This is a genomic window from Parasphingomonas puruogangriensis, assembly GCF_036663635.1.
Taxonomy (GTDB): domain Bacteria; phylum Pseudomonadota; class Alphaproteobacteria; order Sphingomonadales; family Sphingomonadaceae; genus Sphingomonas.
In genome coordinates this window covers 1-14,189 of record NZ_JAXOJI010000004.1, presented here as the reverse complement: position 1 = coordinate 14,189, position 14,189 = coordinate 1, and the positions used below count along the sequence as shown (strand labels likewise).

Sequence of the window (14,189 nt, the reverse complement as noted above, 5' to 3'; positions counted from 1 at the left end):
CGATGTCCGAGATGTTCCGCATAACGCTGCCTGACGGTTCCGTCCGCGAGGTAGCGCCGGGCACTACCCCGGCGGACATCGCTGCGGCGATCGGCCCTGGCCTGGCCAAGGCAGCGATCGCCGCGCGCGTCGACGGCGAGCTGCGCGATATCATGCGGCCATTCGAGCAGGACGCGCAACTGGCTTTGGTCACCGCGCGCGACGAAAAGGATGCGCTGGAGCTCGCGCGACACGATTTCGCGCATGTCATGGCGGAAGCCGTACAGCATCTGTTTCCCGGCACGCAGATCACCTTCGGCCCCGCGACGGACGATGGCTTCTATTATGATTTCGCGCCCAAGGACCGCCAGTTCACGGAAGACGACCTCCCCGCGATCGAAGCCGAGATGCGCCGCATCATCGCCAATAACGAGCCGTTCATCCGCGAAGTGTGGAGCCGCGAGCAGCTGATCGAGACGTGGACCAAGCAGGGCGAGACGTTCAAGGCCGAATGGGCCGCCGAACTGCCCGATGGCGAGGAGCTGACGATCTACCGCCAGGGCCAGTGGCTCGACATGTGCCGCGGCCCGCACATGGTCTCGACCGGCAAGCTCGACCCCCAAGCGTTCAAGCTGACGCGCGTCTCCGGCGCCTATTGGCGCGGCGATCAGAACAACGCCATGCTCAGCCGCATCTACGGCACGGCGTGGCTCAACAAGAAGCAGCTCGATGCGCATCTCCTGATGCTCGAGGAAGCGGCCAAGCGCGATCATCGCAAGATCGGCCAGGAAATGGATCTGTTCCATCTTCAGTCCGAAGCCCAGGGCTCCGTGTTCTGGCATCCCAAGGGCTATATCCTGTGGCGCGAGCTGGAGGCCTATATGCGCCGCCGGCTCGATGCCGCGGGCTATCAGGAGGTCAAGACGCCGCAGCTGATGGACGCGCGCCAGTGGGAGCAGTCCGGCCATTGGGGCAAGTATCGCGAGAACATGTTCGTCGTGCCGGACGAGATTCCGAACACCGACGACGCGGCGGCGATCTTCAGCGGCACCGCCGATCTGATGGCGCTGAAGCCGATGAACTGCCCGGCGCACGTGCTGATCTTCCGCCAGGGCATCAAATCGTATCGCGACCTGCCGCTCCGGCTGGCCGAGTTCGGCTGCTGCCACCGCAACGAGCCGCACGGCGCGCTGCATGGCATCATGCGCGTGCGCCAGTTCACGCAGGACGACGCGCATCTGTTCGTGCGCGAGGACCAGCTGATCGGCGAGGTCGCGCAGTTCATCGATCTGCTCGACAGCGTCTACAAGCATCTCGGGTTCGAAGATTATGCCGTCAAGCTCGCGCTGCGCCCGGACAAGCGCTTCGGCAGCGATGCGATGTGGGACCAGGCCGAGGCGGAATTGCGCGAGGCGGTGATGGTCTCGAGCCTCAGCGACTCGATCAAGGCCAAGTTCGAGGAACTGCCCGGCGAAGGCGCCTTCTATGCCCCGAAGCTCGAATTCCACCTCACCGACGCGATCGGGCGGACCTGGCAGGTCGGCACGATCCAGTCGGATCGCGTGCTGCCCGAGCGGCTCGATGCGAGCTATGTCGGGCAGGACGGCGAGCGCCACCGCCCGGTGATGCTGCACCGCGCGATCCTCGGCACGTTCGAACGCTTCCTCGGCATCCTGATCGAGCATCATGCCGGGCGCTTCCCGCTATGGCTCGCACCGGTACAGGCGGTGGTGGCGACGATCGTCTCGGACGCCGACGAGTATGCCGCTGAGGTAACGGCCAAGCTGCGTGCCGCGGGGCTGCGAGTCGAGACCGATCTGCGCAACGAGAAGATCAACTACAAGGTGCGCGAACATTCACTGGCCAAAGTGCCAAACCTGCTGGTGGTGGGCAAGCGCGAGGCCGAGGAAGGCACCGTCGCGCTGCGCCAGCTGGGCAGCGACCGCCAGCAATTCCTAGGACTGGACGAGGTGATCGCTAAGCTGGTGGCGGATGCCAAGGCGCCGGATCTTTAAGGCAGTATGATGTCACCCCGGGCTTGACCCGGGGCCCAGCTTCTTCTTTGCCCGCGTGGAAAGCTGGGCCCCGGGTCAAGCCCGGGGTGACGGTGAGGTAAGCGGACTGCTTCTACAGCGCACACCTTTCGCTTGAACGCCTAAATCGCTATATACATCTGTCACAACCACAGGAGCTACACCTATCCGACCCCCAATGACCCGCCAGGCGCCGCCGATGAACGGCCCTCGCTTCAACGAATTCATCCTATCGCCCAAGGTCCGCGTGATCGATGGAGAGGGCGAGAATCTCGGCGTGATGTACACCCGCGAAGCGATGGAGCAGGCGCGCGAGGTCGGTCTCGACCTGGTCGAAGTGTCGCCCAACGCCGATCCGCCGGTGGCCAAGTTCCTCGATGTCGGCAAGTTCAAGTACGAGGCGCAGAAGAAGGCCAACCTCGCCCGCAAGAGCCAGAAGACGCAGGAGATCAAAGAGATCAAGATGCGTCCGAACATCGATGACCATGACTATAACACCAAGATGAAGAAGGTCGCCGAGTTCATCGACGAGGGCGACAAGGTCAAGATCACGCTGCGCTTCCGCGGCCGCGAACTGAGCCACGGCCAGCTCGGCATGGCGCTGCTCCAGCGCGTGCAGACGGATATCGCCGAAACCGCCAAGGTCGAAGCCTATCCGCGCATGGAAGGCCGTCAGATGCTGATGGTGCTCGCGCCGAAATAACGACACAGCGAATCGGGCCGGTTGCAAAGATGACAATCGTCATTGTTGCCGGCCTGTTACCATCGGCGCTTTCCGTAAGGGAAAATGCGATAACGATTGCGTAAAGCGCAATCGCAATCCTCCAGATAGAGCCGATCCGGCCAAAAATGGCGGTTTTCCCGCGATTTATGGGCTGGACCTAACGCGTCTGCGCTCTATGACATCGCGCTTAACGGCAAAAATGCCGGGCAAAAATATCAAGGAGAGGCTCGCTATGCGCAAAACCGCATTACTGTTGTCCGTCGCTACGATGGCGCTCACGTCCCCCGCATTTGCGCAGGATGCTACCGCCAGCACGACCACCACCGAGACGACGACGCAGGACGCGCAGGTCGCTTCCGAAGCCACCGCCCCCGCTTCTACCGACACGGCCGACAGCGACATCAATGCCGGTGACATCATCGTCACCGCCACGCGCCGCAGCGAGCGCCTCGCCAACGTGCCGATCGCCGTCTCCGCGGTCGGCCAGGAAGCGCTGCAGAATTCCGGCGCGACCGATATCCGCCAGCTGAGCCAGCTCGCCCCCTCGCTGTTGGTCAGCTCGACCGGCAGCGAATCCAACGCTTCCGCGCGTATCCGCGGCATCGGCACGGTGGGCGACAATCCCGGCCTGGAAAGCTCGGTCGCGACGTTCATCGACGGCGTCTATCGCAGCCGCACCGGCTCGGGTCTCAACGATCTCGGCGAAGTCGATCGCATCGAAGTGCTGCGCGGCCCGCAGGGCACGCTGTCGGGCCGCAACGCCTCGGCCGGTACGATCAGCGTGATCACCAAGGCGCCCGACCTGAACAATTTCGGCGGTTATGTCGAAGGCACCTACGGCAATTATAACAATATCCGCCTCGCCGGCGCCATCACCGGCCCGATCAGCGAAACGCTCGGCTTCCGCATCGACGGCATCTATGCCAAGCGTGACGGCTATTATTACGATGTCGTCAACAAGACCGATTACAATGATCGCAACCGCTTCTTCGGCCGCGCGCAATTGCTGTGGGAACCGTCAAGCGACATCCGCGTCCGCCTGATCGGCGATTACAGCGAGCGCAAGGAAAAGTGCTGCGGCGCGGTCTATACCGATCTCAGCGAAAAGATCGATCCGACCCCCGGCGTCCCCGGCGATTACACCACCAATCCGGCGGGCAACCGCATCGTCGATATCATGACCAGCCTCGGCGCCGTGTTCCCCAGCGCGGGCGACCCGTACAACCGTCGCATCGCCAATACGGAAGGTCGCGCCTACAGCAACACGACCAAGGATTATGGCGGCTCGGGCCAGATCGACATCAATCTCGGTGGCGCCTCGCTGACCTCGATCACCGCCTATCGCGAGTATAAGGCCGGCGGCGCGGCAGACATCGATTATGGCAGCCTCGACATCGGCTATCGCCCCGACGACGGCAACAACTACCGCCAGTTCCACACCTTCACGCAGGAGCTGCGGCTCAATGGCGAAGCGTTTGGCGGCAAGCTCGACTGGCTGGTCGGCGGTTATTACAGCAACGAACAGCTGCAGGTCGTCGATAACCTCAAGTTCGGCACTGAATATGGCCAGTTCGCTGCCTGCCGTGTCGTCTCGTCGATCAGCGCCTCTGCGGCGCTGCGTGACCCCAGCGCTGCGGGCTGCCTCAGCGCGACCGGCACTGCCGTGGTGACCAACACCTTCGGCGCCGCCGCGCCGCTGATCATCGGCAACCTCCGCCGCCTCAGCACGCTCAACGATCTCGGCAGCAGCCGCGACGTCTATAACCAGACGAGCAACAATTACGCCTTCTTCACGCACAACATCTTTAAGCTGACCGATCGCCTCAGCATCACCGCGGGCCTGCGCTATACGCGCGAGAAGAAGGATTTCGACGCCAACTTCCAGAACAACAACACGATCTGCCCGGCGCTGCAGGCCGGCTCGGCACAGGGCGGCCTGGGCGGCCTGCTCGCCAACCCGCAGCTCGCTGCACTGGCGGCCGGCATCATCACGCTCGGTTGCACCGGCAATTCGAGCTCGAACCTCAACAATGTGAAACTCGAAGACAGCCTGAGCGAAGGCGAGTTCACCGGCACCGGCGTGCTCTCGTGGAAACCGGTCGACTCGTTGCTTACCTACGCGAGCTATTCGCGCGGCTACAAAGCGGGCGGCTATAATCTCGATCGTTCCGATCTGGGGACTGCCTATCTGGCATCGACGCTCGCCAACCCGGATGCGTCGCGCCTGCGCTTCGATTCGGAAACGGTGAATGCCTATGAAATCGGCCTGAAATACAGCTCGCGCCAGTTCACCCTCAACGCCGCGGCCTTCCGCCAGGAATTCGCCAATTTCCAGCTCAACACGTTCAACGGCACCAACTTCGTCGTGCAGAACATCCAGTCGTGCAAGACCAGCCTGAACGGCGGCGACACCGATGCCAGCGCGACGACCGGTGGCTGCGCCAATGGCGACACGCAATATGGCGTGGTGTCGCAGGGCGTCGAGTTGGAGGCGGGCTTCTATCCGGCGCGCAACTTCTCGGTCGCTTTGGGCTACACCTTCTCCGATACCAAGTTCCGCAACAATCTGGTCGGCAGCAATTCGGGCGAGGCGCTGGATCCCGCGCTGTTCCTGCTCGCTGGCAAGCAATTGTCCAACGCGCCGCGCAACGTGGTGACGAGCTCGGTAAGCTGGACGCCGGAACTGGGCGGCAATGGCCTGAGCGGCCTGTTCTACGTCGATGGCCGTATGTCGTCGGACTATAACACCGGCTCGGATCTGTTCGTCGAGAAGGAGCAGGATGCATTCTTCGTGATGAACGCCCGTATCGGCCTGCGCGGGCCGGACAAGAAGTGGGCGGTCGAGCTTTGGGCGCAGAACCTGCTCGATACCAATTACCAACAGGTCGCCTTCAACGCCCCGTTCCAGGGCGCCGGCTCACAGGCACAGGTCGAGGCCTTCGGTGGCACCGGCAACCAGATCTTCACCTCGTACCTGGCCGAACCCCGCACCTACGGCCTGACGCTGCGCTCGCGCTTCTGACACGAGAGTATCTGACGCCAAAACGGCCCGTCTCCGCAAGGAGGCGGGCCGTTTTGTTTCATGCCGACGCGTTCCCCGGCGCAGGCCGGGGCCCAGTTACGCAACGATCATCGGCCAGCGCCGCGCCCAGTTATCACCGCCGGCGTGACTGGGCCCCGGCCTTTGCCGGAGAAAGGCCGAAGGGGCTCAACCCGTTATGCCCGGCTCCAAGCTCGGCCACATTGCTCTCGATATCGTGGATCCGCACGGTCAGTCCCCACCGCCCCCGCAGCCACCGCCGCCGCCGCTATCGCCGCCGCCACCGTCGCTATGCCCGCCACAGCCCGAATCGCCATCATGCCCGCTGCTGCCGCAGCTCGATCCACAGCCGCTGCCATCGCGCTTGCCGCGCTGGTTGTCCTGCCCGTACTGCCGGATGAACCGCACCGCCATTGCCGCCAATATCGCCACCGCCACCAGTGGCGCAATGAAGCCGAACGCGTCGCCGCCGGCCGCGGCGATCAGCGCCACGCCCGCCGCCGGCGCGGCGACGGTTACCCATGCGGCGCGTTTCGGTACCAGCCACACCAGATCACGATCGGCCCGTACGAACCGCGCCGCGAAACGCTGCTCTGCCGGCGGCCAGATCGCCGGCGGCGGCGCCATGCCGAACGCCGTTTCATACGTTGCCAGCGTCGCGATATATTGCGCACGGTAGCGCGCGCGCTCCTGCCCGCCGCCGGCGGTCGGCCCATGATGCAGCGGCCGGCCCAGCACGCCGCCGCACAGATCGTCCCAATAGCTGCGTGTATAGGCAAGATGCAGGTGCCACGCCTGATCGACCGCGTCGGACGGCGTTACCGCGCGCGTCCCCGTCGCCGCCAGGAACAGGAAGCGCCGATATTCATGCACCACCGCGGCGGCATAGGCCGCATCCCAGTCATTCTCGTCCGCCAGCCGCGACACGAAGGTCAGCCGCGCGCCCGGCGGATCGATCGCCAGCGCGGCGATCTTGGTCCACAAGGCAGCGTGTGCCGGCGTCACGCGACCGGCGGCTCCCACAGTTCGATCACATTGCCCTCGGGATCGTGGATCCGCGCGAACTGGCCCGTCGCCGGATCGTTCCATTCCGGCTTGGTGATGATCTCGATGCCAGCCGCATTCAGTTGCTCGAGCAGCGAATCGAGATCCGTCACACGCAAGTTGAGCATGAACTGCTTGTCGGCCGGGAAGTAATCGGTGTCGGCCTTGAACGGCGCGAACACCACCGGGCCGCCCTCGGCCTGCCAGCTCCATTCTTCCGGCGTCGCCCCCTCGGTCGCGACGCAGCCCGCGCCGATCCCAAGATGCTCCCGATACCAGGCGCTCAGCGCGTCGGGATCCTGCGCACGAAAGAACAATCCCCCAATACCCAGCACCGGCATGTCGAGTCTCTCCCCTCAGGCAGCCTCGATCATATCGATCCCGGCGGCGGCATCAAGCAGGCGCCGCTCCAACGCCTTGAGCCGCGATGGCACGCGGATCTTGTCGCCGGTCAGATCGGTCAAATAGAACGTATCCACCGCGCGCTCGCCATAGGTGGCGACGTGCGAGGAATGGATCGTCACCTTCGACTGGAACAAGGTGTGCGCCAATTGGTGCAACAAGGCCGGCCGATCGCGCGCATTGACCTCGATCACGGTGAAGCGGTTCGACGCCTTGTTGTCGATCAGCACGTTGGGGGCGATGTCGAACGCCTCGGCGCGGGTCCGCGGCAAGGGTTTGGCGCGCAAGCGATCGGCCAGCCGGCCGCGATTGGCCAGCGCATCCTCGATGCCGATCTTCAGCCGGTCCAACTGCCCGGTATCGTCGAACGGCCGGCCGAGCGGATCCTGGACGAGGAAATTATCCAGCGCCATGCCATCGCGCGTGGTGTGGATGCGCGCATCGATGATGTTGCCGCCGGCGGCATGGATCGCGCCGGCGATGCGGTAGAACAGACCGGGATGATCCGCCGCATACACCGTGACCAGGGTCGCGCCGCGCTCGGGATAGACCTGCGCCGCGATCGACAATTGCGCGTCGCCCGCCGCGACGATCTGCCGCGCATTGCGCACCAGCACGTCTTCGGGTTCGGCCACCCAATAGGGTTCGGGCAAGCGCCGCACGAGACTGGCGAACGCCGCCGCGTCCCAGCCCAGCGCCGCCTGTAGCGCTTCCTGCTTGGCCGCGACCCGCTCACTGCGCCCCTTCTGCTTGTGCCCCAGCCGCAGCACTTCCTCGGCCGATTCGTACAGATCGGAGAGCAATTGCCGTTTCCAGCCGTTCCACACGCCCGGCCCCACCGCGCGGATATCGACCACGGTGAGCGCCAGTAGCAGCCGCAACCGCTCGGGGCTTTGCACCACGTCGCAGAAATCGAGGATCGTCTTGAAGTCGGACAGATCGCGCTTGAACGCGGTGGCCGACATCAACAAATGGAACCGCACCAGCCACGCCGTCGTCTCGGTTTCCGCCGGGGTCAGGCCGAAGCGCGGCCCCAGCCGCTCGGCCACTTCCGCGCCCAGGATCGAATGATCGCCGCCGCGCCCCTTGGCGATATCGTGCAGCAGCACCGCGACGTACAGCACCCGGCGCGACACGATCTGCTCGAAGATCGCCGTGACCAGCGGGTGATCGTCGGCCAGCGTGCCATGCTCGATCTTGCTGAGCAGCCCGATGGCGCGAATGGTATGCTCGTCGACCGTATAGTGATGATACATGTCGAACTGCATCTGCGCGACGATACGGCCGAAATCGGGCACGAAGCGGCCCAGCACGCCCGCCTCGTTCATCCACCTGAGCACGATCTCCGGATCGCGCGGCGAGGTCAGGATATCGAGGAACAACGCATTGGCCGCCGGATCGGGGCGCAGTTCGTCGGCCAGCTTGGCGTCGCGCGCGGCGATGCGCATGGCCAGCGGATGGATCTCCAGGCCATGCCGGTCGGCCAATGCGAAAAGTTCGATCAACCGCAGCGGTTTCTGCGCCAGGAAATCGTCCGCCGGCAGCGCCAGCCGCCCCCGATCCAGCGTGAACCCGTTGAGCTTGCGCGGCGATCGCCGCAGCGTCGGCAGCCCGAAGCGCCGCCCGCGCGCGGCAAACTTCTCGTCGAGATGGGCCAGGAACACCCCGCTCAGATTTCCCACGGTCTTGGCCTGCAGGAAGTAATATTGCATGAACCGCTCGACGCTCGATTTGCCCGGGCGATCGGCAAAGCGCATGCGCTCGGCAATGTCGCGCTGCAGATCGAAAGTCAGCCGGTCCTCGCCCCGCCCGGCAATGCTGTGCAAATGGCAACGCACCGCCCAGAGGAAATTGTCGGCGCGGTGGAACTGGCGATATTCGTTGGCGGTGAGCAATCCGGCATCGACCAGCTCGGCCGCGCGCTGCACGTTATAGGCGTATTTCCCGATCCAGAAGAGCGTGTGCAGATCGCGCAGTCCGCCCTTGCCTTCCTTGACGTTGGGCTCGACGACATAGCGCGTATCGCCCATCTTCTTGTGCCGCACCTCGCGCTCGGCGAGCTTGTCGGCCACGAAGCGCGGCGTATCGGTCTGCACCTCGGCCTTGAAGCGCCGCGCCGCTTCCTCGTACAGAGCGGTATCGCCGCACACATAGCGCGCCTCGAGCAAGGCCGTGCGGATGGTGATGTCGCTCTTGGCCTGGCGCACCATCTCGTCAAGCGAGCGGCTCGAATGGCCGACTTTGAAGCCCAGATCCCAGAGCGTGTAGAGCATGGTCTCGATCACCTGCTCGGCCCAGCCGGTCTGCCGCCACGGCGTCAGGAAGCCGATATCGAGATCGGAATAAGGCGCCATCTCGCCGCGGCCATAGCCACCCACAGCGATCAACGTCAGCCGCTCGCCGGCGGTAGCATTGCCGACGGGATAGAGCCGCTCGAGCGTGAAATCCTGGATCAGCCGCAGCAACCGATCGGTCAGATAGGCCTGGCCGGCGGCGGATTCGAGCCCGCGCGAGGGATGCTCGATCAAGCGCCGCTCAATCTCCACCCGCCCCGCGTCGAGCGCGGCCTTGAGGATCGGCACCGTCGCGCGGCGCAGCGCGACGCGGTCGTCGCCCTCGAGCGCGGCGAGCTGCTCGGCGATGCGGGGCCGATCGATGATCGCGCGGCGTTGCGGGAGGGAGTCGAAGCGATTGTGCATTGCCATTGCAGATAGGGAGTCTCGGCCACCGCGTCACCCGGCTTCGCACTCCTCCCCGGCACGGGGAGGTGGCATGCGTAGCATGACGGAGGGGGTAGGCCGGCAGCGCAACCGTGGCGTATGCGGCGCCCCCCCTCCACCATTCGCCTGAAGAAGCCGAACGGTCCCCCTCCCCGTTCCGGGGCGGAGTAGATAGCCGCTCCCAAATTCCACCACAAAAATCAGGATGATCGCCTCCCCCAATCGGTGCATCATCGCGCCATGGCACCCCCCGCCCACCCGCTCGACCGCCCGATCTGGCACTCCCTAAGCGGCCCCCACGCCCCGCTCGCGCTCGGCGACGGCACCGCGCGACGCTACCGCCCCGACATCCACTTCTTCGCCGCCACCCCGGACGACGGCCCTGACAGCCTCGTCGCCCTCGCCCGCCTGCGGCCCGCCGGCGGCACGCTCGGCCTACTCCAGGCGGAGGCAAGCGATCCCCCGCCCGGCACCCGGATCCGCTCCCGCGCCACGATCAACCAGATGGTGCTCACCGATCTCACCACCACCGGCGCCACGAGCGCGTTCGACGAGCTCGGCGATCGCGACGCCCCCGATATGTTCGCACTCGCCACGCTCACCGCGCCCGGCCCCTTCTTCGCCGAAACGCACCGGCTCGGCGCGTTCATCGGCGTCCGCCACGAGCGCGAGTTGATCGCCATGGCCGGCGAGCGCACCAAGCCGCCCGGCTTCACCGAAGTCAGCGCGGTGTGCACCCACCCCGCTCACCGCGGCCAGGGCTTGGCGCGCGCGCTGATGCAAATCGTCATCGCCCGCATTCTCGCGCGCGGCGATGCCGCGTTCCTACACGTCTATGCGACCAACACCGGCGCGATCACGCTCTACGAAGCGCTCGGCTTCCGTTTCCGCCGCGAAATGCTCTACACGATCCTCGAAGACGCCTAGATCATCGGCGGGACAGCAAACAGTCGGCGAGCGCCCACAACACGACGTTCAGGCGCCGCGGGCGTTTCCCAACCCGGTCACTTTTGGCCGGACGGCGGCTTTCAAGCACGATCCGAAGCATCACGAGGGGCAATGTGTTCGTGAAGATGATCGAGCTCTGAAGCGCCCCTTAAAATCATTTCTCGGCATGCCTGGCAGGCTCGGTCTCGCTTAACGTCTTCCGCAGGCATCGATATGCCGCGCGAACATCAATGCAGCACGGTCGAGACTGGGATAAGGCTGAACATATCGCGGCGATCGCTGGCCGCTGTCGGGGCCGTCCAGCCGCCACCTTCCGGCTCCCCGGGCGTGCGAATCCAGATGGCGCTGCCCTCGTTCTTGGCCTGATACATCAGCCGGTCGGCAACCGCGACATGCGCTTTATCGACACGGGTTTCGCTCAGGTTCAACACCAGGGCGCCGATGCTGCAACCCAGCGGGAATGGCGTCTGCATGCAGTTCATCTGCACATGCAGCGCCGTGGCGAGCCGATAGCCTTCGGCTTCGCTGTCGACCGGCAGGAACAATAGGAATTCATCGCCCCCGATCCGGGCGAACACGTCGCTCGATCGAATCATATCGCGGACCCCGCTCGCGAAGGCCTGTAGTGCTTCGTCCCCCGCGGCATGGCCGTGCCGGTCGTTGATCTGCTTGAAGCCGTCGAGATCGACATAGGCGAGTATGCCCCACGCCCGATGCCGCGCGGCCGCACTGGCGTTGTCGTAAAAGGCCTGCTCGTTGACGAGCCCGGTCAAGGGATCGCTGCGCGCGCGAGTCCATTCGCGATCGTGCGAGCGACGCGTGCCGGACATCAATACGATGATGATCGTCACCGCCAGGATCCGCATGGCCATGTTCCACGCGAACGCCGTGTGACCGAGCGGATACGCCTCCGACCCGTTCACGGCGAGCGATACCGCCACGCACGCGACGCTGGTCAGCGCAGCCTCGCGCCACCCCAAGGTCCAGGCCGGCAGGCAGACGATCAGCAGGTAGATCGGGCCGAACCACAGGGTATTTCCGGTCGCACGATCGGCGAGTCCGGCGACGACCACAGCGGCGGCGGTCACGGTGCATGCCTGGGCGCGCGAGAGCGCGGTGGTCCAGGCAATCACAGCGTCCAGCCGGTCATGCCAGCGCCGGGCCGGCGGCATCGCTTGAGGAAACGAACGTTTATTCATTTTGCTGCCGTAACGACAAGAGGGTAAAGCTTGTATTACGATGGCTCGGCCAAGCCGTATCGGGCGTGAGAGGGCATTGGCGCAGCTTCAATGGCTGCCCGAAGAACCAACGGCCGCGCCGACAACGACAGAGGTTAGGGCCGTAGCGAAGGTCCTGAGACAAGAACGAAGTACGCTTACTCGGATCGTCGCTTCACGGGCCATGCCGTATTCCACCAATGGTCGCGGTTCAAATAATGTCAGGCCGATCAAGCCGCCCATTTTCGGCTAGTTTCGTGGCAGTTTCCAGGTCACCGCGTGATAGAAATATCGCGTTGCAGGACCCTCTGGACCAACAGCAGGTGCACGTATGCGTTCGACAAGAAGTCGACAGGTATTTACATCCAGCGTCTCCGACCCGGACTTGGCCACGACGCGACACGCAATTGGTTTTCCGTCTCGATCGATACTGGTCAGGCTCTGCAACCTGCCTTCTTCGTCGTTTTCGATGGCATTGATCGGATAATCGTTATTGGTAAACCAAAAAGGACTGGTTCCGTTTTTCGGCTTTAGGTAAACCATTGCGCTAGGATCGGCTCCCCAGCTTTTCAGCAGATCGTCTCCACATGTTTTTGCGGCTGCTCGAATCTGCTGAATGCCCTGCAGTGTGACGAATAGGTCATCCCTACGGGTTCCACTAATTTTCAGCGCCGACGATTTGTAGATGTTGGCCCATAATGCCTCGTCGGCGAATAAGCGTATCACGTGACTGCCTGAGGCGTATTTCGCTCCGACGACCGTGGATGACGACGTCTCGCCAGTGGGCATCAGTTGAACAGCAGCTGCACCGATCCTGACGTTTGTCGCACGCCCGGGAACGCTGAAATACACATAACCTTCCTTGTTAGTGGGATAAGGAACGAACGTCACCACGACCGGATGTTCGGGATCGCCGAAGCTGCGGGAAGCCGAGCATTCAGTCTCGTTGTACGAGACGACCCACCGGCTCACGGGTTGCAGCACAGGCGCCGTCACGGCTTGGAGCAAGTTCAGAACGACAAGCATGGTATTACCAACTCCAAGAACGCGAAGAAACGCCGCGCAATTTGCTCTTGTTGATCCGAGGATGATCTAATCACAAGCAACTATGTTTCGGCTGAGGAGTGGCCCCGCTTGTGACTGACGTGCTGCAGAGCGACAAACCGACGCTGATGATCTCGTTCCTGTGTCGCGGGAGCCCGACTTCCACCAGTTTCGGCCACGGCAGCTAACGCCCAGAGTCGGACGTTCCGATGGGAAACTCGCAGGCCAGAAAGCGGACATCCGTTCATCACGATGATGCCACTCGGAAATTCATGATGCAAAAATCAATAATTTTGCATCAAAATGAGAATGTCGGATATGTTTTAGGCCGTACTTGGCAGAGAACGTCTTTTTTTACCGAGCCGGTGGAGCGCGATCCAGTTAATGGATAGGTATGCGGCGGCAGTTATTGTCCCAACTATGATAATAGGTATGGATAGTTTCTGCGCCGCACTGCGAGATGCGCCAACATATAGTTCAAAAATGGCGAATGCTGCGTAGAACCACGCAAAGCCCATCCAGTAAGTTGATCTGCCATAAGTGATGTTAAAGGCATAGATTACTATGCCTGTGATTGCGATAAGTTCGACAGGAATAGCGGCAACGTCTATCCAGTCTTTTGGATCAAATCTGAATATTCCATCTGCTAACACAATGGCCGAGATTACGGCAAATATCTTCCATAGCATTGGGACACCCTTAGCGCGACTACCTCGACCGCAAGGATGCTAAGGCGCAGTCGTAACGAAAGGGTCAACGCCACGATCCACGACGGCGCGATGCGAAAATCACGAGTTTTGCATCGAGCAAAGAACGGAAGGAAGCATGGGGTTCCGCCGATGCAAAAGGCTGATGCATCTGGGACACCCAATCAGTGGCTGGTTTCCTGGGATGCGGGCCCGAAAGCGGAAGGTCCGCTTCCCACCGAGGCTGTGTGAGAACGGTGGTCGAGCAGCGCTGATAGCGGCGCGTGCTAGCGCGGGGCGCTCAGGCCTGCATCGCAGCGATTAGCCCCGGCACGCCGACCAGAGCGATGGC

At 63.3% G+C, this 14,189-nt stretch carries 10 protein-coding genes; 4 read left to right on the top strand and 6 right to left on the bottom strand.

Annotated elements, in window-relative coordinates:
• Nucleotides 1-2 precede the first annotated feature (2 nt).
• The 3 genes from thrS (at nt 3) to U1739_RS11110 (ending at nt 5,758) form a co-directional block, all read left to right on the top strand.
• Nucleotides 3-1,994 (top strand): threonine--tRNA ligase, encoded by a 1,992-nt coding sequence (gene thrS / locus U1739_RS11120; protein ID WP_332707995.1) that lies wholly within the window; start codon nt 3-5, stop codon nt 1,992-1,994.
• 217 nt (nt 1,995-2,211) lie between these two features.
• Nucleotides 2,212-2,715, top strand: coding sequence for a translation initiation factor IF-3 (infC, locus tag U1739_RS11115; protein WP_332707993.1), 504 nt, complete (start codon nt 2,212-2,214; stop codon nt 2,713-2,715).
• Between the two features lie 253 nt (nt 2,716-2,968).
• Complete coding sequence (locus U1739_RS11110; RefSeq protein WP_332707991.1) at nt 2,969-5,758, top strand: TonB-dependent receptor; 2,790 nt, start codon at nt 2,969-2,971, stop codon at nt 5,756-5,758.
• A 249-nt stretch (nt 5,759-6,007) separates the two neighbouring features.
• Here the strand turns inward: U1739_RS11110 and U1739_RS11105 are convergent, their stop codons facing one another.
• Genes U1739_RS11105 through U1739_RS11095 form a run of 3 tightly spaced genes read right to left on the bottom strand, consistent with a single transcriptional unit; the run spans nt 6,008 to nt 9,921 of the window.
• Nucleotides 6,008-6,781 (bottom strand): glycine-rich domain-containing protein, encoded by a 774-nt coding sequence (locus U1739_RS11105; RefSeq protein WP_332707989.1) that lies wholly within the window; start codon nt 6,779-6,781, stop codon nt 6,008-6,010.
• The gene (locus U1739_RS11100; protein ID WP_332707987.1) at nt 6,778-7,161 is read right to left on the bottom strand and encodes a VOC family protein; all 384 of its coding nucleotides are present in this window, start codon (nt 7,159-7,161) and stop codon (nt 6,778-6,780) included. The genes U1739_RS11105 and U1739_RS11100 overlap by 4 nt, the downstream gene beginning before the upstream one ends.
• Nucleotides 7,162-7,176: 15 nt before the next feature.
• Nucleotides 7,177-9,921: a [protein-PII] uridylyltransferase gene (locus U1739_RS11095; protein ID WP_332708702.1), complete on the bottom strand. Its 2,745-nt coding sequence runs from the start codon at nt 9,919-9,921 to the stop codon at nt 7,177-7,179.
• Between the two features lie 261 nt (nt 9,922-10,182).
• Between U1739_RS11095 and U1739_RS11090 the strand changes: the two genes are divergently transcribed.
• On the top strand, nt 10,183-10,869 hold the full coding sequence (locus U1739_RS11090; RefSeq protein WP_332707985.1) for a GNAT family N-acetyltransferase: 687 nt from the start codon (nt 10,183-10,185) through the stop codon (nt 10,867-10,869).
• Nucleotides 10,870-11,117: 248 nt separating this feature from the next.
• Here U1739_RS11090 and U1739_RS11085 read toward each other — a convergent pair whose 3' ends face one another.
• From U1739_RS11085 to U1739_RS11075, 3 genes are all read right to left on the bottom strand, one after another.
• Nucleotides 11,118-12,089, bottom strand: coding sequence for a GGDEF domain-containing protein (locus tag U1739_RS11085; RefSeq protein ID WP_332707983.1), 972 nt, complete (start codon nt 12,087-12,089; stop codon nt 11,118-11,120).
• Between the two features lie 267 nt (nt 12,090-12,356).
• The gene (locus U1739_RS11080; RefSeq protein ID WP_332707980.1) at nt 12,357-13,133 is read right to left on the bottom strand and encodes an energy transducer TonB; all 777 of its coding nucleotides are present in this window, start codon (nt 13,131-13,133) and stop codon (nt 12,357-12,359) included.
• A gap of 341 nt (nt 13,134-13,474) precedes the next feature.
• Nucleotides 13,475-13,840, bottom strand: coding sequence for a hypothetical protein (locus tag U1739_RS11075; protein WP_332707979.1), 366 nt, complete (start codon nt 13,838-13,840; stop codon nt 13,475-13,477).
• Nucleotides 13,841-14,189 lie beyond the last annotated feature (349 nt).